This is a genomic window from Streptomyces nogalater, from assembly GCF_039532885.1.
Classification (GTDB): Bacteria; Actinomycetota; Actinomycetes; order Streptomycetales; family Streptomycetaceae; genus Streptomyces; species Streptomyces nogalater.
In genome coordinates, this window is the sequence record NZ_BAAASM010000069.1 from 83,874 (window position 1) to 105,730 (window position 21,857).

Annotated in this window: 22 protein-coding genes, 1 tRNA gene and 1 riboswitch; of the genes, 11 read left to right on the forward strand and 12 right to left on the reverse strand. The window is 72.3% G+C overall.

Annotated elements, in window-relative coordinates; genetic code table 11:
- Nucleotides 1-20 precede the first annotated feature (20 nt).
- On the reverse strand, nucleotides 21-977 hold the full coding sequence (locus ABD350_RS34210; protein WP_344352981.1) for a GlxA family transcriptional regulator: 957 nt from the start codon (nucleotides 975-977) through the stop codon (nucleotides 21-23).
- Between the two features lie 153 nt (nucleotides 978-1,130).
- On the opposite strand from ABD350_RS34210, the gene ABD350_RS34215 reads away from it, so the two are divergent.
- Nucleotides 1,131-1,592, forward strand: coding sequence for a hypothetical protein (locus ABD350_RS34215; RefSeq protein WP_344352982.1), 462 nt, complete (start codon nucleotides 1,131-1,133; stop codon nucleotides 1,590-1,592).
- A gap of 13 nt (nucleotides 1,593-1,605) precedes the next feature.
- Here the strand turns inward: ABD350_RS34215 and ABD350_RS34220 are convergent, their stop codons facing one another.
- Nucleotides 1,606-3,141, reverse strand: coding sequence for an MFS transporter (locus ABD350_RS34220; protein WP_344352983.1), 1,536 nt, complete (start codon nucleotides 3,139-3,141; stop codon nucleotides 1,606-1,608).
- A 61-nt stretch (nucleotides 3,142-3,202) separates the two neighbouring features.
- A complete protein-coding gene (locus tag ABD350_RS34225) occupies nucleotides 3,203-4,516 on the reverse strand; it encodes a DUF445 domain-containing protein (protein ID WP_344352984.1) in 1,314 nt (437 codons plus the stop codon).
- Between the two features lie 740 nt (nucleotides 4,517-5,256).
- Between ABD350_RS34225 and rdgB the strand changes: the two genes are divergently transcribed.
- Nucleotides 5,257-5,859 (forward strand): RdgB/HAM1 family non-canonical purine NTP pyrophosphatase, encoded by a 603-nt coding sequence (gene rdgB, locus ABD350_RS34230; protein WP_344352985.1) that lies wholly within the window; start codon nucleotides 5,257-5,259, stop codon nucleotides 5,857-5,859.
- A gap of 4 nt (nucleotides 5,860-5,863) precedes the next feature.
- Here the strand turns inward: rdgB and ABD350_RS34235 are convergent.
- Nucleotides 5,864-5,950: transfer RNA gene (locus ABD350_RS34235), tRNA-Leu, on the reverse strand.
- Nucleotides 5,951-5,996: 46 nt separating this feature from the next.
- On the reverse strand, nucleotides 5,997-6,464 hold the full coding sequence (gene bcp / locus ABD350_RS34240; protein WP_344352986.1) for a thioredoxin-dependent thiol peroxidase: 468 nt from the start codon (nucleotides 6,462-6,464) through the stop codon (nucleotides 5,997-5,999).
- Between the two features lie 103 nt (nucleotides 6,465-6,567).
- Between bcp and ABD350_RS34245 the strand changes: the two genes are divergently transcribed.
- From ABD350_RS34245 to sugE, 3 genes are all read left to right on the forward strand, one after another.
- Nucleotides 6,568-6,897, forward strand: coding sequence for a DUF3618 domain-containing protein (locus ABD350_RS34245; RefSeq protein WP_344352987.1), 330 nt, complete (start codon nucleotides 6,568-6,570; stop codon nucleotides 6,895-6,897).
- Between the two features lie 23 nt (nucleotides 6,898-6,920).
- A complete protein-coding gene (locus tag ABD350_RS34250) occupies nucleotides 6,921-7,280 on the forward strand; it encodes a GroES family chaperonin (protein WP_030610388.1) in 360 nt (119 codons plus the stop codon).
- 49 nt (nucleotides 7,281-7,329) lie between these two features.
- Nucleotides 7,330-7,399, forward strand: a riboswitch (guanidine-III (ykkC-III) riboswitch).
- A 33-nt stretch (nucleotides 7,400-7,432) separates the two neighbouring features.
- A complete protein-coding gene (sugE, locus tag ABD350_RS34255) occupies nucleotides 7,433-7,753 on the forward strand; it encodes a quaternary ammonium compound efflux SMR transporter SugE (RefSeq protein ID WP_344352988.1) in 321 nt (106 codons plus the stop codon).
- Nucleotides 7,754-7,774: 21 nt separating this feature from the next.
- On the opposite strand, the gene ABD350_RS34260 is transcribed toward sugE, so the two are convergent.
- Entirely contained in the window at nucleotides 7,775-10,192 is a 2,418-nt protein-coding gene (locus ABD350_RS34260; protein WP_344353083.1) for a transglycosylase domain-containing protein, read from the reverse strand.
- A gap of 1,520 nt (nucleotides 10,193-11,712) precedes the next feature.
- On the opposite strand from ABD350_RS34260, the gene ABD350_RS34265 reads away from it, so the two are divergent.
- The 3 genes from ABD350_RS34265 to ABD350_RS34275 are packed head-to-tail and all read left to right on the forward strand — an operon-like array spanning nucleotide 11,713 to nucleotide 14,297.
- On the forward strand, nucleotides 11,713-12,513 hold the full coding sequence (locus ABD350_RS34265; RefSeq protein WP_344352989.1) for an ABC transporter permease: 801 nt from the start codon (nucleotides 11,713-11,715) through the stop codon (nucleotides 12,511-12,513).
- The gene (locus tag ABD350_RS34270; protein ID WP_344352990.1) at nucleotides 12,506-13,333 is read left to right on the forward strand and encodes an ABC transporter permease; all 828 of its coding nucleotides are present in this window, start codon (nucleotides 12,506-12,508) and stop codon (nucleotides 13,331-13,333) included. Before ABD350_RS34265 ends, ABD350_RS34270 begins: the two co-directional genes overlap by 8 nt.
- Entirely contained in the window at nucleotides 13,314-14,297 is a 984-nt protein-coding gene (locus tag ABD350_RS34275) for an ABC transporter ATP-binding protein (protein WP_382467094.1), read from the forward strand. The genes ABD350_RS34270 and ABD350_RS34275 overlap by 20 nt, the downstream gene beginning before the upstream one ends.
- Nucleotides 14,298-14,339: 42 nt before the next feature.
- On the opposite strand, the gene ABD350_RS34280 is transcribed toward ABD350_RS34275, so the two are convergent.
- The 3 genes from ABD350_RS34280 to ABD350_RS34290 all read right to left on the reverse strand — a co-directional run bounded on the left by ABD350_RS34280 (nucleotide 14,340) and on the right by ABD350_RS34290 (nucleotide 15,971).
- Nucleotides 14,340-14,747: a hypothetical protein gene (locus ABD350_RS34280; RefSeq protein WP_344352992.1), complete on the reverse strand. Its 408-nt coding sequence runs from the start codon at nucleotides 14,745-14,747 to the stop codon at nucleotides 14,340-14,342.
- A gap of 178 nt (nucleotides 14,748-14,925) precedes the next feature.
- Nucleotides 14,926-15,660: a ribonuclease PH gene (gene rph / locus ABD350_RS34285; protein WP_344352993.1), complete on the reverse strand. Its 735-nt coding sequence runs from the start codon at nucleotides 15,658-15,660 to the stop codon at nucleotides 14,926-14,928.
- A gap of 77 nt (nucleotides 15,661-15,737) precedes the next feature.
- The gene (locus tag ABD350_RS34290; RefSeq protein ID WP_030782705.1) at nucleotides 15,738-15,971 is read right to left on the reverse strand and encodes a PTS sugar transporter subunit IIB; all 234 of its coding nucleotides are present in this window, start codon (nucleotides 15,969-15,971) and stop codon (nucleotides 15,738-15,740) included.
- A 155-nt stretch (nucleotides 15,972-16,126) separates the two neighbouring features.
- On the opposite strand from ABD350_RS34290, the gene ABD350_RS34295 reads away from it, so the two are divergent.
- Both ABD350_RS34295 and ABD350_RS34300 read left to right on the forward strand, forming a co-directional pair.
- The gene (locus tag ABD350_RS34295) at nucleotides 16,127-17,413 is read left to right on the forward strand and encodes a PTS transporter subunit EIIC (protein ID WP_344352994.1); all 1,287 of its coding nucleotides are present in this window, start codon (nucleotides 16,127-16,129) and stop codon (nucleotides 17,411-17,413) included.
- A 179-nt stretch (nucleotides 17,414-17,592) separates the two neighbouring features.
- On the forward strand, nucleotides 17,593-18,855 hold the full coding sequence (locus ABD350_RS34300; protein ID WP_344352995.1) for a PTS transporter subunit EIIC: 1,263 nt from the start codon (nucleotides 17,593-17,595) through the stop codon (nucleotides 18,853-18,855).
- A 61-nt stretch (nucleotides 18,856-18,916) separates the two neighbouring features.
- Here ABD350_RS34300 and ABD350_RS34305 read toward each other — a convergent pair whose 3' ends face one another.
- Entirely contained in the window at nucleotides 18,917-19,669 is a 753-nt protein-coding gene (locus ABD350_RS34305) for an MBL fold metallo-hydrolase (protein WP_344352996.1), read from the reverse strand.
- 239 nt (nucleotides 19,670-19,908) lie between these two features.
- On the opposite strand from ABD350_RS34305, the gene ABD350_RS34310 reads away from it, so the two are divergent.
- Nucleotides 19,909-20,367, forward strand: coding sequence for a type II toxin-antitoxin system PemK/MazF family toxin (locus tag ABD350_RS34310; RefSeq protein ID WP_344352997.1), 459 nt, complete (start codon nucleotides 19,909-19,911; stop codon nucleotides 20,365-20,367).
- Here ABD350_RS34310 and ABD350_RS34315 read toward each other — a convergent pair.
- Entirely contained in the window at nucleotides 20,364-20,825 is a 462-nt protein-coding gene (locus ABD350_RS34315; protein WP_344352998.1) for a hypothetical protein, read from the reverse strand. The genes ABD350_RS34310 and ABD350_RS34315 overlap by 4 nt on opposite strands.
- A 66-nt stretch (nucleotides 20,826-20,891) precedes the next feature.
- A complete protein-coding gene (locus ABD350_RS34320) occupies nucleotides 20,892-21,842 on the reverse strand; it encodes a PLP-dependent cysteine synthase family protein (RefSeq protein ID WP_344352999.1) in 951 nt (316 codons plus the stop codon).
- Between the last annotated feature and the right edge of the window lie 15 nt (nucleotides 21,843-21,857).

The following is a 21,857-nucleotide window of genomic DNA, read 5'->3' on the forward strand; positions in this document are numbered from 1 at the left end:
GGCTACGGTTACCGCTGCCCCTACGACGCCCTCCCCTCCGCCCGGAACGCCCTCCGGTACCCCTGCGGGCTCGTGCCCACCACTTTCCGGAAGCGTTCCCGGAAGGCCGTGGGGGAGCCGAAACCCGTCTGGGCCGCGATCCGTTCCACGGGGTGGTCCGTCGTCTCCAGCAGGTACTGGGCCCGCCGCACCCGGGCCCGGTGCAGCCACTGGAGCGGCGTCGTACCGGTCTGGTCGCGGAAGCGGCGGTTGAGGGTACGGGTGCTCATGCCGGCCTTCGACGCCATCTCGTCCAGCGTCAGATCACGGTCGCAGTGGTCCTCCAGCCAGCGCAGCAGCGGCTCCAGGGTCGCGCCGGCCGGTGCCGGGGGCAGGTCCCGCACGATGAACTGGGCCTGCCCGCCCTCCCGTTCCAGCGGCATCACGGACATCCGGGCCGCGTGCGCCGCGACCGCCGAGCCGAAGTCCCTGCGGATCATGTGCAGGCACATGTCCAGGGCCGCCGCCGCGCCCGCCGACGTCAGGAACCGGCCGTTGTCGACGTAGAGCACGTTCGGGTCGACGGTCACCTCCGGGTACCGCGCCGCCAGTTGTCCGGCCGCGTACCAGTGGGTCGTCGCGCGCAGCCCGTCCAGCAGGCCCGTCGCCGCGAAGAGGAACGCGCCCACGCAGATCGACGCGATCCGGGTGCCGTTCGCCGCCGCCGCGCGCAGCGCCTCGGCCACCCCGGGCGGCAGCGTCTCCGGCAGGTCCGCGACGCCCGGCAGGATGATCGTGTCGGCCTCCGCGAGCGCCTCCAGGCCGTACGGCGCGCGGACCGTGAAGGCCCCCGCCGCGACCTCCTCCCCCACCCCGCACACCCGCACCCGGTACGGCCGCCGGCCGTCGGGCAGCCGGGCGCAGCCGAAGGTGTCGACGGGGGCGGACAGATCGAACGGGATGACGCCGTCCAGCGCCAGTACGGCCACGGTGTGCATGGCAGGAAGCTAGCCGTACGACGGGTTGCCGCCAACCCCCGCCGAGCAGGAGGAACGCGGGGTGTACGCCTGCCGGTACCGGTGGCGGGAATCCGTCGGCAGGTGGCAATCCGGCCGCTTCTGCGTGCTCCCGCCGCGCCCTAGCGTCGCCCCGTGACCAAGTTCCTCCTCGCCGTGCACGTCATTGCCGCGATCCTCGCCATCGGGCCCGTCGCCGTCGCCGCCAGCATGTTCCCGCCCGTCGCCCGCCGGGGCGCGGCCGCTACCGGCCCCGGCTCCACCGACGCCACCGCGAGCCTTCATCTGCTGCACCGGATATGCCGTGTCTACGCCGTCGTCGGCGTCGTCGTCCCCGTCTTCGGTTTCGCCACCGCGAGCCGCATGGGCGTGCTCGGCAGCGCCTGGCTGATCGTGTCCATCGCGCTGACCGTCCTCGCCGCCCTCGTCCTGGCCGCGCTGATCCTCCCGGCCCAGACGGCCCTGCTGGAGGCCGGTGGCGGCGGCACCCGGAACCCCACCGCCCGGCTCGCCCAGTACACCGGCCTCTTCAACCTCCTCTGGGCCGCCGTCACCGTGCTGATGATCGTCCGGCCGGGCTCCACCACCGGCGCCTGACGCTCGTCGACGCTCACGGCCTGCTGGCCGCCGGCGGTGCCGTAGGGCCACTGCCCCGGGAAGGCCGCGCCGCCGCCTTCGCCCGGCTCGCCACCGCCGTCAGCGGGCGGGCGATGTCCTCCAGGGAGCGGCGTTCGGCCCGTACCGCCAGGAACGCCGCGACCAGGCCGGCCGCGCACATCAGCGCCGCGCCGATGGAGAACGCCAGGACCGTGTCGCGCACCCGGCCGGTGCCCGTGAGGTCGGCGAACAGCAGCGGGCCGCTGATGCCGCCGGCCGCCGTGCCGATCGCGTAGAAGAAGGCGATGGACATGGCGCGGGTCTCCATCGGGAAGATCTCCGACACCGTCAGATAGGCGCTGGAGGCGCCCGCGGAAGCGAAGAACAGCACCGCGCACCAGCAGGCGGTCAGCGTGGCCGCGTTCAGCGCGCCCCGGTCGAACAGCCAGGCCGTGCCGAACAGCAGCAGGCCCGACAGCAGGTAGGTCGAGGAGATCATCACACGCCGGCCGACCGTGTCGAAGAGCTTGCCGAGCAGCAGCGGGCCGCAGAAGTTGCCGGCCGCGATCACCGCGAAGTAGTAGCCGGTGCGGTCGGAGGGGATGTCGTAGAACTTGGTCAGGATCGCGCCGAAGCCGAAGGTGATGGCGTTGTACAGGAACGCCTGGCCGATGAAGAGGGAGAAGCCGAGGACCGCGCGCCTGCGGTAGCGGCCGAAGACCGTGCGGGCGATCTCCAGGAAGGAGACGCTCTTGCGCTGGTGGATCTCCAGCTCGCCCTCGGCGTCCGGCAGCCGTTCGCCGCGCTCTTGCTCCACCCGGCGTTCGATGCCGGAGACGATCTCCTCGGCCTCCCGGTCCCGGCCGTGGATCAGCAGCCAGCGCGGGCTCTCCGGGACGTGCCGCCGTACCAGGAGGATGACGAGGGCGAGGACGGCGCCGAGGGCGAAGGTCAGCCGCCAGCCGAGGTTCGCGGCCAGCAGGTCGGTGTTGAGCGCGACGATCGACAGCAGGGAGCCGCCGACCGCGCCCAGCCAGAAGCTGCCGTTGATGATCAGGTCGACCCGGCCGCGGTAGTCCGCCGGGATCAGCTCGTCGATCGCGGAGTTGATCGCCGCGTACTCGCCGCCGATGCCGAAGCCGGTCAGGAAGCGGAACAGGAAGAACCACCAGGCTTCCCAGGACACGGCGGTCAGGGCGGTCGCGGCCAGATACACCGCCAGGGTGATCATGAAGAGGTTCCGGCGGCCGAACCGGTCGGTCAGCCGGCCCCAGAACAGGGCTCCGGCGCAGGCGCCCGCGACATAGAGCGCGGCGGCGACGCCGGTGACCTGCCCGGAGGAGATCGCCAGGCCGCTGCCGGACTCCGACAGCCGGCCGGCGATGTTGCCGACGACCGTGACCTCCAGGCCGTCCAGGATCCATACGGTGCCCAGCCCGATCACGACGGACCAGTGCCAGCGGGACCAGGGCAGCCGGTCCAGCCGGGCGGGGATGTTCGTGGTGATCGTCCGGCCGGTCCGCGCCGGCGGCGTCTCCGCTTCGCTCATGGGCTCCCTCCTCGTCGAAGGACGGAAATCCGGGTGCCCGCAGCGCGCCGGAACAGTCCGGTCAGGCCCCCAGGCCGCGCGAGACCGCGTAGATCAGCAGCCCCGCGAGGGACCCCACCACCGTGCCATTGATCCGGATGAACTGCAGGTCGCGGCCGATGTGGGCCTCGATCTTGCGGGTGGTGTGCTCGGCGTCCCAGCCGGCCACGGTGTCCGTGATCAGCGAGGTGATCTCCGTGCGGTACGTCGTCACGACGTGCACCGCCGCGCCCTCCACCCAGGCGTCGACCTTGTCCTGCATCTTCTCCTCGGACGCCATCCGCGCGCCCAGGGACAGCAGCGCGGACCGCACGCGCCGGCGCAGTTCGCTGCGCTCGTCCTCCGCCGCGGCCACGATCATCGACCGTACGGCCGTCCAGGCGGACGCGATCAGGTCCTGCACCTCGCCGCGGCCCAGCACCTCGCTCTTGAGCCGCTCCACCCGCGCCCGGGTGTCGGTGTCGGACTGGAGGTCGGAGGCGAAGTCGGTGAGGAAGCGGTCCAGCGCGCCGCGCGCCGGGTGCGAGGGCATGTCCCGCATCTCGGTGACGAACCGCAGCAGCTCCTTGTAGACGCGCTCGCCGACCTTGCGGTCCACGAACCGGGGGGTCCAGCCGGGCGCGCCGCCCTCCACGGCCACCATCACGTCGGCCCGGTGCAGCTCCAGCCAGTCGTGGGCGCGGGACACCACCAGGTCCACCACCCGCCGGTGCCCGCCGTCGGCGACGACCTTCTCCAGTGTCTTGCCGATGCCCGGCGCGATCTCCTGGGCGTTGGCCCGCCGGGTGACCGCCTCGCCGACGACCGCCTGCACGTCCGAGTCGCGCAGCACGGTCAGGGCGCCGCGCAGGGCGGTGGCCAGTTCCGCCGTCACCCGGTCGGCGTGCTCGGGTTCGGCGAGCCAGGCGCCGAGCCGGCTGCCGATGCCGACCGCGCGCAGCCGCTGCCGTACGACGTCCTCGGAGAGGAAGTTCTCCCCGACGAACTCGCCCAGCGAGACGCCCAGCTGGTCCTTCTTGGTGGGGATGATCGCGGTGTGCGGGATGGGCAGTCCGAGCGGGTGCCGGAACAGGGCGGTGACCGCGAACCAGTCGGCGAGCGCGCCCACCATGCCGGCCTCGGCCGCCGCCGCCACATAGCCGGCCCAGGTCCCGGCGCCCGCGTGCCGGGCGGCCTCGGCCAGGACGTAGACCACCGCGACGAACAGCAGCAGGCCCGTCGCCGTGAGCTTCATGCGCCGCACCCCGCGCCGGCGCTCCTCGTCGGCGGGGGTGAACGCCGTCATGGTGCGGTACGACGCGGCCCGCTCCGGTGTTCTCGTCTCGGTAGGTTCCATCAGCTCCACCCGTCCGGTGATCCCCGCCCACCATTGTCCCCGCCTGTCCGACTCCCGGGACAGAACAGGAGTTCCCGGCGCCGGTACCCACGACCGGGGCCGGGCAGGCGTGGCCGGGGCGGGGCAGGCACGGCCGGGGCCGGGCAAGACGGCCGGAGCCGGGCAAGCACGACCGGGGCCGGGCAGGAACGGCCGGAGCGGGGCAAGACGGCCGGAGCCGGGCAAGCACGACCGGAGCCGGGCAGGCACGACCGGAGCCGGGCAGGAACGGCCGGAGCGGGGCAAGACGGCCGGGGCCGGGCAGGCGCGACCGGAGCCGGGCAGGCACAGCCGGAGCCGGGCAGGCACAGCCGGAGCCGGGCAGGCACAGCCGGAGCCGGGCAAGCACGACCGGGGCCGGGCAGGAACGGCCGGAGCCGGGCAAGACGGCCGGAGCCGGGCAAGACGGCCGGAGCCGGGCAGGCACGACCGGAGCCGGGCAGGCACAGCCGGAGCCGGGCAGGCACGACCGGAGCCGGGCAAGCACAGCCGGAGCCGGGCAGGCACAGCCGGAGCCGGGCAGGCACGACCGGAGCCGGGCAAGCACAGCCGGAGCCGGGCAGGCACAGCCGGAGCCGGGCAAGCACGACCGGAGCCGGGCAGGCACAGCCGGAGCCGGGCAGGCACAGCCGGAGCCGGGCAGGCACAGCCGGAGCGGGGCAAGCACGACCGGAGCCGGGCGGGGAGGAATACTGTCGGGCATGACCCGCTTGATCCTCGCCACCCGCAACGCCGGAAAGATCACCGAGCTGAGGGCGATCCTCGCCGAGGCCGGACTGCCGCACGAACTGGTCGGCGCCGACGCCTTCCCCGAGGTCCCCGACGTCAAGGAAACCGGCGTCACCTTCGCCGAGAACGCCCTGCTCAAGGCGCACGCCCTGGCCCGGGCCACCGGGCTGCCGGCCGTCGCCGACGACTCCGGGCTGTGCGTGGACGTGCTGGGCGGCGCCCCCGGCATCTTCTCCGCCCGCTGGTCCGGCCGGCACGGCGACGACGAGGCCAACCTCAGGCTGCTGCTCGCCCAGCTCTCCGACATCGCCGAGGAGCACCGCGGGGCCCACTTCGCCTGCGCGGCGGCCCTGGCGCTGCCGGACGGCACCGAGCGGGTGGTGGAGGGACAACTGCGCGGCACGCTGCGGCACGCCCCGGCGGGCACGAACGGCTTCGGCTACGACCCGATCCTCCAGCCGGAGGGCGAGACGCGGACGTGCGCGGAGCTGAGCCCCGAGGAGAAGAACGCCATCAGCCACCGGGGGAAGGCGTTCCGTGCCCTCGTCCCCGTGGTGCGGGAGCTGCTGGGCTGATCTCTGGTGCGGCCGGAGGGACTCGAACCCTCACGGGAGTTACCCCACTGGGACCTAAACCCAGCGTGACTGCCAATTCCACCACGGCCGCCTGGTGCTGCCCGGCCATGCTAGCGGCCGGGCAGTGCCCGCGGTCGTCAGATGCCCAGATCCTTGATGATCTTGGCTACGTGGCCGGTGGCCTTGACGTTGTACAGGGCCCGTTCGACCTTGCCGTCCTCGTCCACGACCACCGTGGAGCGGATGACGCCGACGACCGTCTTGCCGTAGAGCTTCTTCTCGCCGAAGGCGCCGTACGCCTCCAGGACGCGCTTGTCGGGGTCGGCCAGCAGGGTGACCCTCAGGGACTCCTGGTCGCGGAACTTCGCGAGTTTCTCCGGCTTGTCCGGCGAGATGCCGATGACGTCGTAGCCGGCGGAGGCCAGGACCTCCAGGTTGTCGGTGAAGTCGCAGGCCTGCTTGGTGCAGCCGGGGGTCAGGGCGGCCGGGTAGAAGTAGACGATGACCTTGCGGCCCTTGTGGTCCGAAAGGGACACCTCGTTGCCGTCGGCGTCGGGGAGGGTGAAGGCGGGGGCAACGTCCCCGGGCTGGAGTCGCTCGCTCATCGGACTAGCGTAACCGGGGGCCCTTGCGGTGCGGTGCGGCCATGAGCTGACAGACTGTTCGTCAAAGCAGCAGCAGATTTCGGCAGACTTCGGAGGCCGTACGGTGGCGGACACGTCGGACACCAGAACCCCGGCGCAGATCGAGGCGGACATCAGGCGCCGCCGTGAAGTGCTGGCCGAGACGCTCGACGAGATCGGGGTGCGGGTGCATCCGAAGACCATCGTCGGGGATGCGAAGGCCAAGGTCGTCGCGAACGTCGATCACACGGTCGGCCGGGCGTACGTGCAGGTCAATCGCGTCGTCAGCGAGGTAAGGGCGCGGTTCACGGACGAGGAGGGGGCGCCCCGCCTGGAGCGGGTGGTGCCCGTGGCGATGGTCGTCGTGGGGGTCGTGGGGCTGCTCGCCCTGGGGGCCCGGCGGCGCAGGGACTGACCGGGAACAGGTAGGTTCGACGCGTGAGCGCCAACAGAAACGAGCAGAGCACTCCCCACCACGACAAGCTGCCCATCCGGATGCTGCACGACCGGGTTCTCGTGCGGCAGGAGACCGGTGAGGGCGAGCGGCGGTCGGGGGGCGGCATTCTGATTCCCGCCACCGCTGCGGTCGGGCGGCGGCTGGCCTGGGCCGAGGTCGTCGCGGTCGGCCAGAACGTCCGGACGGTGGAGCCCGGCGACCGGGTGCTGTTCGACCCGGAGGACCGGGCGGAGGTCGAGGTGCGGGGCGTGGCCTACGTCCTCATGCGCGAGCGTGACCTGCACGCCGTCGCCGCGGACCGCTTCGAGGGGTCGGAGGACTCCACGGGGCTGTACCTGTAGCACGCGGAAGCGAGAGGGCCGGTGACCATCGTCACCGGCCCTCTTTGCCGTGCACTTGCTAGCGTGGAGGGAACCCGACGAGACGCGCCGTACCGGGTCCAAGGCAAAGACGACGCACCCCCAAGAAGAGTCACTGTCTCGGAGGTGCCGTCATGGCCTGGATCCTGCTCGTCGTCGCCGGTCTGCTGGAAGTCGCCTGGTCGATCGGGATGAAGTACACCGAGGGTTTCACCCGCCTGGTCCCGAGCCTGTTCACCGGCGCCGGCATCGTCGCCAGCATGGTCCTGCTGTCCTACGCCGCGAAGTCCCTGCCCATCGGTACCGCCTACGGCGTCTGGGTGGGCATCGGCGCGGCCGGTGCGGCGGTGCTCGGCATGGTCGTACTGGGTGAGCCGGTCACCGCCGCCCGGATCTTCTTCGTGTGCCTGCTGCTGGTCGCCGTCGTCGGCCTGAAGGCCACCGGCGGTCACTGAGCCGCCGGTGGCTCCGGCGCGTCAGAGGCCGGGGCCGCCCCCGGCGCCCCCGTCCGTGGCGGTGGTGCCGCCCGCGTCGGTGCCCCCGCCCGGCGTGCCGCCCCCGGTGGCCGTACCGCCGCCGGGGGTGCCGCCGCCGGTGGTGGCGGTGCCGCCGCCGTCCGTGGCCGGTCCGCCGCCGGTCGTCGTCGTGGTCCCGCCGGTGGTGGGCGTGCCGCCGGTGGCCGTGCCGCCGGTCGCGGGGGCCCCGCCGCCGGTGGTCTGGCCACCGTCGGCGGGCGTGCCCGTGGTGGCGCCGGCCGTCGGGGTGGCGGACGGGCCGCCGGTGTCCTGGCCGCCGTCGGTGGCGGTGCCGCCGGTGTCCTGGCCGCCGTCCGTGCCGGGCTCGGCCGTGCCCGAGGTGGCCGGGGGCTCCTGGATCCGGTCGGCGCCCTGCTGGAGCCGCAGGTCGAAGTCCTTGACCGGCTCGCCCTCCAGCGCGTCCCGCGTGTACTGCGCCCAGATCTCGGTGGGCGCGCCGCCACCGTTGATACGGGCCTGGCCGAGCGCGCCGTACAGCGGCTGGTGCTTGGCCGTCACCGGGTCCTGGCCCATCACCGCGACCACCGTGGCCAGCTCGGGGGTGTAGCCGGCGAACCACGCGGCGGTGTCGCTCTCGGCGGTGCCGGTCTTGCCGACGGCCGGACGGCCCGCGGCCTGCGCGGCGGTGGCGGTACCGCTCTCGACCACGCTGCGCAGCACCGAGGTGGTGGTGTCGGCGGCCTCCCGGCTGACGGCCTGCTTCACGTTCCGCTCGGGCAGCTTGATCTCCTCCCGGCCGTTCTTGGTGATCGTCTTGACCAGGCTGTACGTGCCGTGCTTGCCGTGGTTGGCGAGGGTGGCGTAGGCCTCGGCCATGTCCAGGACGCTGGCGGTGGCGGTACCGAGGGCGATGGACGGGTACGGCTGGAGGTCCGGGGTGTCGGAGGGCAGACCGAGGTCGACCGCGGTCTGCTTGACCTTGGCGGGCCCGACGTCGACTGCCATCTGCGCGTACACCGAGTTCACCGACAGGTCGGTGGCCTTGCGGACGGTGATCGGGCCGTACGACCGCTGGTCCTCGTTCTCGGGGCCGTAGGCGCCGCCGCTCCAGCCCTGGACGGGACGCCGGTTGGTGCCGTCGTAGACCGTGTTCGGGGTGATGGTGCGGCCGTCCTGGGTGGTGGACCCGTTCTCCACGGCGGAGGTGAACACGAACGGCTTGAACGTCGAGCCGACCTGGAAGTCACCGCGGGTCGCGCCGTTGGTGTACTGCTTCACGTAGTCGATACCGCCGTACAGCGCGACGACCTCGCCGGTCTTGGGGTCGACGGAAGCGCCGCCGGCCCGGACGTAGGTGTCGACCTTGTTGTTCTTCTTGTCCAGCTTGCTCATCAGCTGGTCGTCGACGGCCTTGACGAACGCGTCCTGCCGGTCCTTCTGGATGGTGGTGGTGATGCGGTAGCCGCCGGCCTCCAGCTCTTCGGCCGTGATGACCTTGTTGGTGATCAGGTACTGCCTGACCGCCTCTACGAGATAGCCGCGCTGTCCGGACAGACCCGTGGAGAGGATCTGCTCCTTGGGCATGGGGAACTTCATGCCGGTGCGCTCGGCCTGGCTGAGCCAGCCCTTCTTGACCATGCCGTCCAGGACGTAGTTCCAGCGGGCGACGGCCGCGTTCCGGTTCTCCGGGTGCGCCACGACGTCGTACTCGCTCGGCGCGTTGACGAGCGCGGCGAGGTAGGCGGCGCGGGCCGGGTCGAGGTCGGCGGCGTCACGGCCGTAGTACGCCTGGGCGGCGGCCTGGATGCCGTAGGCGCTGCGACCGAAGTAGCTGGTGTTGAGGTAGCCCTCAAGGATCTCGTCCTTGGACTTCTCGCGGTCCAGCTTGATCGAGATGAAGAACTCCTTGGCCTTGCGGGTGACCGTCTGCTCCTGGGCCAGGTAGTAGTTCTTCACGTACTGCTGGGTGATGGTCGAGCCGGACTGCTTGCCCTTGCCGGTCGCGGTGTTCCAAGCGGCGCGAACCATCGCCTTGGGATCGACGGCGGACTCGGAGTAGAAGTCGCGGTCCTCGGCGGCCAGGATGGCGTGCTGCGCGGCCTTCGAGATCTTGGCGAGGCTGACGTTCTCGCGGTTGACCTGGCTGTCGCGTGTGTCGCGGGCGATCTGGGAGCCGTCGGCGTAGAGGTAGACGTTCGCCTGCTTGGTCGCGAACGCGTTGGCCGGCGGGATCTTCACCAGGGAGTAGCCGATGAAGAACACGCCGATGATCAGCAGCACGCCGACGAGGCAGGTGCCGAGCACCATGCGCCAGGTCGGCAGGAGCCGCCGCCAGCCGGTCCGCTTGGGCCGCTTGCCCTTCTTGGAGTTCTTCGCCTTCTTCCCCGTGGGCGCGTCCCCGTCGGCGGCGGCGAGCACGGTGGTCTCGGCTTCGGGAGCATCCGGGGAGTCCGGAGTGGCCGGTGTGCCCGGGGTGCCCGGGGTGCCCGCGGAGGGGGACGCGGTTTCCGTACGGGGGCCGGGTACGCCACGGGTGGCCTTGGGGCCGCGGGCCTTGGCCCCGGGAGCACCGGCACCGGCACCGGCTGCGGACGCCGACGCGGATGCAGATCCGGCGGATCCAACTGCTCCGGCTGCTCCCACGGCGCCTGTCGTCCGGGCGGCCCGGGCGGCGCGGGCGGCGGCCGGTGAGGAGGCACCGGTGGTGCTCGTCGTACCGGCCGCCGGTGTGGCACCGGTGGGCCTGCCGCCCTGAGCACCCGCACCTGCTCCGGCACCGGCGGACGTGGGGCCGGTGGGCCGGGTGCCCTGGGCGTTGGGGGTCTGCGCGGAACGCTTGCCGTCGGCGCGGCGGGGCGCACCGGCGCCCGGCTCCGCCGGGGAGGAGGAGGGGGCCTTCGTACCGGGTGCGCCCGGCTCGCCCGCGCGGGGCGCGCCGATCCGCCGGAGCACCTGGGTGGTCTCGGGCGCCTGCCCGGCCCCGGCACCTCCGGCACTCCCGGCACCTCGTGCGACACCGCCCGCCCGGCCGGCACCCTGCTCACCGCCACGGCCGGCATCGCCCGCCGCGCCGGCAGGCCGCTTGTCGCCCCCTGGCCCGGCGGTGTCCTGGCCGGGCCGGGTCTCGCGGCCCGGGTTCCCGCCGGAGCGCTCCGCGGACGCGGGCCCCTCGGCGGACCCGGGCGGGGTGACGCGCCGGAGGATCTGGGTGCTCTCGGGCGACTGGGCCCGCCCGGCACCGGCCGGTCCGCCCGCCTTCGGGGCGCCGGCCCCGTCGGCGGAGTCCGTGCCCCCCTTGTGGTCCGCGCGGGCGTCGCGCGCCGCCTGCCGGGCGCGCGCCACGGACGCGGTCCGGTCCTGGTCCGTCCGGCCCGCGGCCCCGGCGCCGTCGGCGGACCGTCCGCCCGGCCGCCCGAAGCGCTCCCGGCCGAAGTCGTCGCGGTCCGGCGCGCCCGGCGCCCTGCGGGCACCCTCGGCACCACCGGTGCCGCCGGTGTTCCCGGCACCACCGATGCCCCCAGCGCCCCGGACACCGCCGGCCCGGCCGGCGCGCTGCCGTCCGGTGTCCTCGGTGTCACCGGCCCCGCGCGCCCCCTCGGGGCGTCGAGGCCGGCCGGTGTGCTGTTCGGCGGCCTTCTCCTCGTGGCCCCCCGGCTTCCCGGGCCCTTCAGCCGGCAGCGGCTTTTCCGGCGCCACGCCTTCGTTCGGCTGCTGCGGCTGCGGCTCGTCGCTCATGTCGTGCACGGACTCCTGTTTCGCGTCGTACGTTCCCGTACGCCTCGTACGCTTCTGCGCTCCCCCTGCTTGAAGACTCTCGCACCTGGCGTTCCGTTCCCGGATTCCGGCACGGTTCCGGCGGAAAACACGTGGCCGACCGCCGGGTCACCGGACTAGGCTCCTGCGCTTCGGTGTCGAGTGGTCCGAGGAGGTCGACTGGCGTGGGCGCGGGACGGTTGTACGCGGCTGTCGCGGCAGGGGGGTTCCGACGGTACGCGACCTATCGTGCCGCCACTGCGGCAGGGGTGTTCACGAACACCGTCTTCGGCCTCATTCTCGTCTACACCTACCAGGCGCTGTGGGACGAGCGGCCCCATCTCGGCGGCTACGACCAGGCACAGGCGGTGACCTACGTCTGGCTCGGGCAGGCCTTCCTGTCGACGCTGGCGATCGGGGGCGGCGGGGTCGAGGACGAGTTGATGGAGCGGATCCGCACCGGGGACGTGGCGATCGACCTGTACCGGCCGGCCGACCTCCAGTTGTGGTGGCTGGCGGCGGATCTGGGCCGGGCGTTCTTCCAGTTGCTGGGCCGGGGCGTCGTACCGTTCGTGTTCGGCGCGCTGTGCTTCCCGGTGGCGCTGCCGGCCGACGCGGGCACCTGGGCGGCGTTCCTGGTGGCCGTCCTCCTCGCGATGCTGGTGGGTTTCGGCATCCGGTACCTGGTGGCGCTGAGCGCGTTCTGGCTGCTGGACGGCGCCGGGGTGACGCAGATGGCGTGGCTGCTCGGCGTCTTCTGCTCGGGCATGCTGCTGCCGCTGAACGTGTTCCCGGGCGCGCTCGGCGAGGTCGTCCGGGTGCTGCCCTGGTCCTCGCTGCTGCAAGCCCCGGCGGACATCCTGCTGGGGCACGCCGACCCGCTGTCCACCTATCTGTTCCAGGGCGCCTGGGCGGTCGTCCTGCTGGGTGCCGGGCGGCTGGCGCAGTCGGCGGCCACGCGCCGGGTGGTGGTGCAGGGTGGCTGAGGGGCGGGCCCGGTCCCTGGCCGAGGGTGTCCGGGCGTACCGGCTGATCGCGGCGATGTGGGTGCGGTCCACCATGGCCTACCGCGCGTCCTTCGCCATGACCACGCTCGGCAACTTCGCGGCGACCTTCCTCGACTTCGTCGCGATCATGCTGATGTTCTCCCGGGTGGACGCGCTCGGCGGCTATCCGCTGCCCGAGGTGGCGTTCCTGTACGGGCTGTCCGCGACCTCCTTCGGCCTGGCGGACCTGCTGATCGGGTCGATGGAGCGGCTGGGCCGGCGGGTACGGGACGGCACGCTGGACACGCTGCTGGTGCGCCCGGCACCGGTGCTGGCGCAGATGGCGGCCGACCGGTTCGCCCTCAGACGGCTGGGCCGGGTGACGCAGGGCGCGCTGGTGCTGGGCTGGTCGCTGACCCGGGTGGACATCGACTGGACGGCGGACCGGCTGCTGCTGATGCCGGTGATGGTGGCGAGCGGCTGCGGGATCTTCTGCGCGGTGTTCGTGGCGGGGGCCGCCTTCCAGTTCGTGGCGCAGGACGCCTCGGAGGTGCAGAACGCCTTCACCTACGGCGGGACGACGCTGCTCCAGTACCCGCCGACGGTGTTCGCGAAGGAGCTGGTGCGCGGGGTGACGTTCGTGCTGCCGCTCGCCTTCGTCAACTGGCTGCCCGCCACCTACGTGCTGGGCCGGCCGTATCCGCTGGGCCTGCCGCGGTGGACCGCGTTCGCCTCGCCGCTGGTGGCGGTGGCGTGCTGTGCGCTCGCAGGGCTCGCCTGGCGGGCGGGACTTCGTTCGTATCGCAGCACAGGGAGCTGACGTGGGCGACTTCATCACGCTGGAGAACGTCGAGAAGGTCTTCCGGGTACGCCGCAAGACCGGGTTCCTGCGGCGGGAGCGGCACGAGGTGCGGGCGGTGGACTCGCTGTCGTTCACCGTGGCCCGCGGGGAGATGGTCGGGTACATCGGGCCGAACGGGGCCGGGAAGTCGACCACCATCAAGATGCTGACCGGGATCCTGACGCCGAGCGCCGGGCGGCTGCGGGTGGCGGGCATCGACCCGGCGCGGGAGCGCACGCGCCTGGCGCACCGGATCGGGGTGGTGTTCGGGCAGCGGACCACGCTGTGGTGGGACCTGCCGCTGATCGACTCCTACCGGCTGGCGCACCGCATGTACCGCATCCCAAACGCCCGTTACCGCCGGAACCTGGACCGGCTGGTGGAACTGCTGGACCTGGGCGCCCTGTTGGACGTGCCGGTGCGGCAGCTGTCGCTGGGGCAGCGGATGCGCGGGGACATCGCGGCAGCCCTGCTGCACGATCCGGACGTGCTGTACCTGGACGAGCCGACGATCGGCCTGGACGTGGTGTCGAAGGCCAGGGTGCGGGAGTTCCTGCGGGAGGTGAACGCAGAGCGCGGCACGACCGTGCTGCTCACCACCCACGATCTCCAGGACATCGAGCAGTTGTGCTCCCGGGTGATGGTGATCGACCACGGCCGGCTGGTGTACGACGGCCCGCTCGCCGGACTGCGCGAGGCCGGGGAGAGCGAGCGGACGCTGGTGGTGGACCTGGAGCGGGAGCTGCCGCCGGTCGAGGTGCCGTCGGCCCGGGTGGTGCGGGTGGAGGGGCCGCGGCAGTGGCTGGCGTTCCCGGCGGGGCAATCGGCGGCGCCGCTGGTCGCGCAGCTGGCGGCCCGCTATCCGCTGGTGGACCTGTCGGTGCGGGAGCCGGACATCGAGGCGGTCATCGCCAGGATGTACGCGGAGAAGACGGTGTCGTAGACCGCCGGCGTGCCAGGACGCGCACAGCCGGGACGTGCACAGCTAGGACGTGCACACCTTCGTCAGTTCCCCGGCCGCGTCCGTCACCGGGCTCACATCCGGTGTCCCGTCCCCGTTCCTGATCGCCGTACGGACGTTGTCCACGGCCTTGCCGAGATCGTCCACGGCCTTGTCGACGTCGGCGTCGTCGGTCTTGTCGCCGATGGCGCGCAGGTTCTTCTCGATGGAGTCGAGCGAGGCGTCGGCCTGGGAGGGGTCGTTCGCGGCGTTCTCCACGGCCTGCTGGAGGTCGGTGACGCTGTCGGCGATGGCGTCGGCGGTCTGTACGCAGTCCAGTGCCTTGTCGACGGCGTCGCAGCCGGTGGTCAGGCCGGCGGTGAGCGCGACGGCGGCCATGGTGGCGGCGACGACGGCGATCCGGCCCCGGCGTGGGCGTCGGCTGGCGGGCATGGCGGGTTCCCCTCCCCTGGGACGGCTGGCCGGGCGCGCGGGGGTGAAGCCGTGCGCCCGTACCCACAGGGACGCCACCGGGACCCGACGGGTTGCCCGCGGGACCCGGTGAGTTGCAGGCGGAACCCGGTGAGTCGCCGGCGGGTCCGCGCCGGTTCGTCAGGCCCGCGCCGGTTCGTCAGGCCCGCGCCGTCTCCAGCGCCGCCCGCTGGATCGCGGCCAGCTCGGTGCAGCCGCCGACGGCGAGGTCGAGCAGGGCGTTCAGTTCGTCGCGGGCGAAGGGCTCGGCCTCGGCGGTGCCCTGGACCTCGACGAAACGGCCGTCGCCGGTGCAGACGACGTTCATGTCCGTGTCGGCGCGCACGTCCTCCTCGTAGCAGAGGTCGAGCAGCGGGACGCCGCCCACGATGCCGACGGAGACGGCGCTGACGGTGCCGGTGAGCGGCTGCCGGCCGGCCTTGACCAGCTTCTTGCCCCGGGCCCAGGCGACGGCGTCGGCCAGCGCCACGTAGGCGCCGGTGATCGCCGCCGTGCGGGTGCCGCCGTCGGCCTGGAGGACGTCGCAGTCGAGGACGATGGTGTTCTCGCCGAGCGCCTTGTAGTCGATGACGGCGCGCAGGGAGCGGCCGATGAGCCGGGAGATCTCATGGGTGCGGCCGCCGATCCTGCCCTTGACGGACTCGCGGTCGCCGCGGGTGTTGGTGGCGCGGGGCAGCATGGAGTACTCCGCGGTGACCCAGCCCTCGCCGCTGCCCTTGCGCCAGCGCGGGACCCCCTCGGTGACGGAGGCGGTGCAGAAGACCTTGGTGTCGCCGAAGGAGATGAGGACGGAACCCTCGGCGTGCTTGCTCCAGCCGCGTTCGATGGTGACCGGGCGGAGCTGTTCGGGCGTACGGCCGTCGATGCGAGACATGCGCCGAGCCTAGCCGTAGCGGACGAAGGGGCTCCCCCCGCGTCGGGAGGAGCCCCTTCAGGGTGAACCGGTCCGGCTCACATCATGTCTTCGATCTCCGCGGCGATCGGGTCGGCGTCGGTGCCGATGACGACCTGGATGGCGGTGCCCATCTTCACCACGCCGTGGGCGCCGGCGGCCTTCAGGGCGGCCTCGTCGACCAGGCTCGGGTCGGACACCTCGGTGCGCAGCCGGGTGATGCAGCCCTCGATCTCCTCGATGTTGTCGATGCCACCGAGCCCGGCGACGATCTTCTCAGCCTTGCTGGCCATGTTCCTTCTCCCTGCTCCGAACCGCTTTGTCGCAGTAACCCACAGTTGGCCCATCTTTGCGAGCGGTCATGCCGTCCGTGCCCAATGATGGCGATCACAACAGCGGAACCGTCCGCCGACTGGTCTACACCACCGTGGGGAGGGTCGCCAAACCCATGAGCGCCGAGAGTACGGCCGGTCCCGTCCGGGCCCGCTGGAACGGCCTGTTCCAGGGTCTGCAGAAGATGGGCCGCAGCCTCCAGCTGCCCATCGCCGTGCTGCCGGCGGCGGGCATCCTGAACCGGCTGGGCCAGCCGGACCTGTTCGGCGCGGACGGCCTGGGCTGGACGGACGTCTCCAAGGTGATGAGCGGGGCGGGCGGCGCGCTGCTGGACGGACAGCTCGGGCTGCCGCTGCTGTTCTGCGTGGGCGTGGCGATCGGCATGGCGAAGAAGGCGGACGGTTCGACCGCGCTCGCGGCGGTGGCCGGTTTCCTCGTCTACTACGGCGTGCTGCGGCAGTTCCCCGAGGCGTGTCCGGCGGGCGCGAAGGTGGTGGTGACGGGTTGCCAGGCGGCCGGCGGCACGGTGTCCGCGTTCACCTACCAGAACCCGGGCGTCTTCGGCGGCATCATCATGGGGCTGCTGACGGCCTTCTTCTGGGCCCGCTACCACCGCACCCGCCTGGTGGACTGGCTGGGCTTCTTCAACGGCCGCCGGCTGGTGCCGATCATCATGGCGTTCACGGCGATCGTGTTCGCCGTCGTGTGCCTGCTGGTCTGGCCGGCCGTCGGGGGCGCCCTGGAGGGCTTCAGCGGGTGGCTGCGGGACGCGGGCGCCTGGGGCTCGGGCGTGTTCGGGGTCGCCAACCGGGCGCTGCTGGTGGTGGGCCTGCACCAGTTCCTGAACGTGCCGATCTGGTTCCAGTTCGGCAGCTACACCAAGCCCGACGGCACGGTGGTCCACGGCGACATCAACATGTTCCTCCAGGGCGACCCGGGCGCCGGCCAGTTCACCTCGGGCTTCTTCCCGGTCATGATGTTCGCGCTGCCGGCCGCCGCGCTGGCCATCACGCACTGCGCGCGGCCGGAGCGGCGCAAGGAGACCGGCGGTCTGATGCTGTCGGTGGCGCTGACCTCGTTCGTGACCGGCATCACCGAACCGCTGGAGTACTCGTTCCTGTTCGTGGCGCCCGCGCTGTACGCCGTGCACGCCGTGCTCACCGGGGTGTCGATGGCGGTGACCTGGGCGCTGGGGGTGCACGACGGGTTCAGCTTCTCGGCGGGGCTGATCGACTACGTGATCAACTGGAACCTGGCGACGAGACCCTGGGCGGTCATCCCGATCGGCCTGTGCCTGGCGGTGGTGTACTACGTCGTCTTCCGCGTCGCGATCACCCGGTTCGACCTGCGGACACCGGGGCGGGAGCCGGCGGAGGAGGCGGAGGACGTCACCAAGGTCTGAGGGCGTGTCACCGCCGGGTCCGAAGGGCCACGGCGTGTAGCGCCGCGGTCGCGGAATCACGGGTTCCTTACGCCGCCTTCATCGTGCTACAACAGGTCTACACCACAGGTGGTGTAGACCAGAGACGCTGCCGTCCCCTTCCATGGTTCCCGGGCGGCGCCCTGCCCGATGGAGGAAGTATGACCACCGCCACCGAGTCGGCGGCCCCGGCTGCGAAGCCGGCGAAAAAGAGGGGCGCGGGCCTGCTCCAGGGCCTGCAGAAGGTCGGCCGCAGCCTGCAGCTCCCGATCGCCGTCCTGCCGGCGGCGGGCATCATGGTCCGGCTCGGCCAGAACGACATCTTCGGCAAGGACGGCCTCGGCTGGGACAAGGTCGCGACCGTCTTCAGCGCCGCGGGCGGTGCCATCACCACCAGCCTCCCCATCCTGTTCTGCATCGGTGTGGCCATCGGCTTCGCCAAGAAGGCGGACGGCTCCACCGCGCTCGCCGCGCTGGTCGGCTTCCTCGTCTACGACAAGGTGCTGCAGGCCTTCCCGGTGACCGAGGAGCACATCGAGAAGGGCAAGATCGTCGCCGCGACGTACAACGACCCTGGTGTGCTCGGCGGCATCATCATGGGTCTGCTCGCGGCCGTGATGTGGCAGCGGTTCCACCGCACCAAGCTGGTGGACTGGCTCGGCTTCTTCAACGGCCGCCGGCTGGTGCCGATCCTGATGGCCTTCGTCGGCACGCTGGTCGGCGTCCTCTTCAGCCTGGTCTGGGAGCCCATCGGCGAGGGCATCACCAGCTTCGGCGAGTGGATGACCGGCCTCGGCTCCGGCGGCGCCGCCCTGTTCGGCCTGGTCAACCGCGGTCTGATCCCGGTCGGCATGCACCAGTTCGTGAACACCGTGGCGTGGTTCCAGCTCGGCGACTTCAAGAACGCCACCGGTGAGATCGTGCACGGCGACATCACCCGGTTCCTGGCGGGCGACTCGTCCGCCGGCCTCTTCCAGACCGGCTTCTTCCCGATCATGATGTTCGGTCTGCCGGCCGCCGCGATCGCCATCGCGCACTGTGCCCGCCCCGAGCGCCGCAAGGCCGTGATGGGCATGATGGTCTCCCTGGCTCTGACCTCCTTCGTGACCGGTGTGACCGAGCCCATCGAGTTCACCTTCATGTTCATCGCCCCGGTCCTCTACGTCATCCACGCGGTGCTGACGGCCGTGTCCATGGCGGTCACCTGGGGGCTGGGCGTCCACGCGGGCTTCAACTTCTCGGCCGGCGCGATCGACTACCTGCTGAACTGGAACCTGGCGACCAAGCCCTGGCTGATCATCCCGGTCGGCCTGGTGTTCGCGGCCGTCTACTACGTGGTCTTCCGGTTCGCGATCCTCAAGTTCGACCTGAAGACCCCGGGCCGCGAGCCCGAGGAGGAGGTCGAGGACCTCACCAAGGCGTGAGCGAGGGGTGACGAAGGGCCCCGGAGCCGATGGCTCCGGGGCCCTTCGCGTTCTCCTCGTCTCAGATCTCGTACGTCCGCCGCGGCGCGGCCAGCTCCACCGGTCCGGGGAACGCCTCGCGCGCGTGCCGCAGGTTGACCTCCGGGTCCGTCCACGGCGGGATGTGGGTCAGGAGCAGCCTGCGGGCGCCCGCGCGGGCCGCCGTCTCGCCCGCCTCGCGGCCGTTGAGGTGCAGGTCGGGGATGCTCTCCTTGCCGTGCGTGAACGCGGCCTCGCACAGGAACAGGTCGGTGTCCCGGGCCAGCTCGTCCAGTGCCTCGGTGACACCCGTGTCGCCGGAGTACGTCAGGGACTTCCCGCCGTGCTCGACGCGGATGCCGTACGCCTCCACGGGGTGGCGGACCCGCTCGGTGTGCACGGTGAACGGGCCGATCTCGAAGGTGGAGGGCTTCACCGTGTGGAAGTCGAAGACCTCGCTCATGGAGGAGGCGGAGGGGGTGTCCGCGTAGGCCGTGGTCAGGCGGTGTTCGGTGCCCTCGGGGCCGTAGACCGGCAGAGGCTCGCACCGGCCGCCCTCGTGGCGGTAGTAGCGGGCCACGAAGTACGCGCACATGTCGATGCAGTGATCGGCGTGCAGGTGGCTGAGGAAGATAGCGTCGAGGTCGTAGAGACCGCAGTGGCGCTGCAGCTCGCCCAGGGCGCCGTTGCCCATGTCGAGGAGCAGCCGGAAGCCGTCGGCCTCGACGAGGTAGCTCGAACAGGCCGATTCCGCGGACGGGAACGACCCCGAGCAGCCGACGACGGTGAGCTTCATGAAGCAGAAACCTCCGTTGGCGGAAAAAGCGGTGGGCAGGGATGGGGGGCCACTCGGGAAGAGGGCTGTCGGGGGTCGTGCGGTTTGTCGAGCGTAAGGCGCGACGGCGCGGGTCGCTCCTCCGCCAGGGGCCGTTGTGGGCGAACTCACCTGCGCTGTCACCGGTTCGGCTGGACCGGGGGCGCACCGGGTTCCCTGGAGGGCGCGCGATGTGCGGCGCACGCCGGTAACGTCGTCGTATGGACACGTCCTGGTGGCTGGCGCTCGCGGCGGTGGTGCTGCTCGCGCTGGTGGCCACGCTCGTCGACGGCTGGGGCCGGGCCCGGCGGCCCGCCGGGCGGCGCCTGCGGCCGCCGGGCCGGGCGGGCGCGCGCACCGGGCACGCGCCGCGGCCGTCCCCCGGGGACATCTGGTGGGCGCACGTGCCGTTCGAGGACCGGCCGGGGCACAAGGACCGGCCGTGTCTGGTGCTGGCCGTGCGCGGCGACCGGGCGACGGTCGCGAAGATCACCAGCAGGTACCACGACGAGCGCAGCGGGGTGATCCCGCTGCCGCCCGGCGCGGTCGGCGACACCCAGGGCCGCCCCAGCTTCCTGGAGACCGACGAGCTGCGCGAGGTCCCGGTGGAGCGCTTTTGCCGCCGGGTGGGCGTGGTCGACCCGGTCCTGTGGGACCAGGTACGGCACCTCGCCGGTTAGCCGACCCGGACGGTGACCGTCCACTCCTCCACGCCCTTGCAGGAGACCTGGTCCGGTGCGGTGGGCTCGGGGCACAGGGGGCGGGAGGAGGTGAGCCGCACCGTGCCGGCGGCCACCGCGCGGTACGCGGCCGTGGCGTCGCCCGGCCGGAGGACGAACCCCGCGTTGATCGCCTCCAGTGCGGTGCCGTCGGCGGTGACCGGCTTCCAGGGGCGGTCCTTGGTGCCGTCCAGGGTGAGCCGGAGTTCGCCGCCCTCGGCCAGGCAGACACTGCGGTGCCGGTCGGCGGCCGTCAGGTTCGCCTGGCCGGTGCAGTCACCGGCGTCCCGGCCGGCCGACGGCGAGCCGGTGCCGGACGGCGCCGGTGCCCGGCCGCCGCTCCCGGTGTCCTGCCGGGAGCCGCAGCCGGCCAGGAGCAGCACGGCCGCCGCGAGGACGAGGGGCGTGGTACGGCGCATGGGGTCCGCCTTTCCGCAGGAGTACTGGTGCGGATGTGACGTACCATCGGCGCGTCCGGATCCCCGCTACGCCCAGAGCTGTCCCTGGAGGGTCGCGATGGCCTCCTCGGTGGTGGCCGCCGTGTAGACGCCCGTGGACAGGTACTTCCAGCCGCCGTCGGCCACGACGAAGACGATGTCGGCGCTCTCCCCCGCCTTGACCGCCTTGGTCCCGACGCCGATCGCCGCGTGCAGGGCGGCGCCGGTGGAGACGCCCGCGAAGATGCCCTCCTGCTGGAGGAGTTCGCGGGTGCGGGTGACCGCTTCGGCCGAGCCGACCGAGAAGCGGGTGGTGAGCACGGAGGCGTCGTACAGCTCGGGGACGAAGCCCTCGTCGAGGTTGCGCAGGCCGTAGACCAGGTCGTCGTAGCGCGGTTCGGCGGCGACGATCTTCACGTCCGGCTTGTGCTCGCGCAGGTAGCGGCCCACGCCCATCAGGGTGCCGGTGGTGCCGAGGCCCGCCACGAAATGGGTGACCGAGGGCAGGTCGGCGAGGATCTCCGGGCCGGTGGTCGCGTAGTGGGCGCCCGCGTTGTCCGGGTTGCCGTACTGGTAGAGCATCACCCAGTCGGGGTGCTCGGCGGCCAGCTCCTTGGCCACGCGCACCGCGGTGTTGGAGCCGCCGGCGGCGGGCGAGGAGATGATCTCGGCGCCCCACATGCCGAGCAGGTCCCGGCGTTCCTGCGAGGTGTTCTCCGGCATCACGCACACCATCCGGTAGCCCTTGAGCTTGGCGGCCATGGCGAGGGAGATGCCGGTGTTGCCGGAGGTGGGTTCGAGGATCGTGCAGCCGGGGGTGAGCCGGCCGTCCTTCTCCGCCTGCTCGATCATGTGCAGCGCGGGGCGGTCCTTGACCGAGCCGGTGGGGTTGCGGTCCTCCAGCTTGGCCCAGATCCGCACGTCGGGGGACGGCGACAGCCGCGGCAGGCGCACCAGGGGGGTGTTGCCCACCGCGGCCAGCGGGGAGTCGTAGCGCATCGCTGCTCGTGGGCC

Excerpts from the sequence above, each read along its gene's own strand:
- ABD350_RS34210 (WP_344352981.1), bottom strand. The coding sequence starts at position 977 with ATGCACACCGTGGCCGTACTGGCGCTGGACGGCGTCATCCCGTTCGAT.
- ABD350_RS34220 (WP_344352983.1), bottom strand. The coding sequence starts at position 3,141 with ATGAGCGAAGCGGAGACGCCGCCGGCGCGGACCGGCCGGACGATCACC.
- ABD350_RS34225 (WP_344352984.1), bottom strand. The coding sequence starts at position 4,516 with ATGGAACCTACCGAGACGAGAACACCGGAGCGGGCCGCGTCGTACCGC.
- rdgB (WP_344352985.1), top strand. The coding sequence starts at position 5,257 with ATGACCCGCTTGATCCTCGCCACCCGCAACGCCGGAAAGATCACCGAG.
- bcp (WP_344352986.1), bottom strand. The coding sequence starts at position 6,464 with ATGAGCGAGCGACTCCAGCCCGGGGACGTTGCCCCCGCCTTCACCCTC.
- sugE (WP_344352988.1), top strand. The coding sequence starts at position 7,433 with ATGGCCTGGATCCTGCTCGTCGTCGCCGGTCTGCTGGAAGTCGCCTGG.
- ABD350_RS34280 (WP_344352992.1), bottom strand. The coding sequence starts at position 14,747 with ATGCCCGCCAGCCGACGCCCACGCCGGGGCCGGATCGCCGTCGTCGCC.
- rph (WP_344352993.1), bottom strand. The coding sequence starts at position 15,660 with ATGTCTCGCATCGACGGCCGTACGCCCGAACAGCTCCGCCCGGTCACC.
- ABD350_RS34290 (WP_030782705.1), bottom strand. The coding sequence starts at position 15,971 with ATGGCCAGCAAGGCTGAGAAGATCGTCGCCGGGCTCGGTGGCATCGAC.
- ABD350_RS34295 (WP_344352994.1), top strand. The coding sequence starts at position 16,127 with ATGAGCGCCGAGAGTACGGCCGGTCCCGTCCGGGCCCGCTGGAACGGC.
- ABD350_RS34300 (WP_344352995.1), top strand. The coding sequence starts at position 17,593 with ATGACCACCGCCACCGAGTCGGCGGCCCCGGCTGCGAAGCCGGCGAAA.
- ABD350_RS34305 (WP_344352996.1), bottom strand. The coding sequence starts at position 19,669 with ATGAAGCTCACCGTCGTCGGCTGCTCGGGGTCGTTCCCGTCCGCGGAA.
- ABD350_RS34310 (WP_344352997.1), top strand. The coding sequence starts at position 19,909 with ATGGACACGTCCTGGTGGCTGGCGCTCGCGGCGGTGGTGCTGCTCGCG.
- ABD350_RS34315 (WP_344352998.1), bottom strand. The coding sequence starts at position 20,825 with ATGCGCCGTACCACGCCCCTCGTCCTCGCGGCGGCCGTGCTGCTCCTG.
- ABD350_RS34320 (WP_344352999.1), bottom strand. The coding sequence starts at position 21,842 with ATGCGCTACGACTCCCCGCTGGCCGCGGTGGGCAACACCCCCCTGGTG.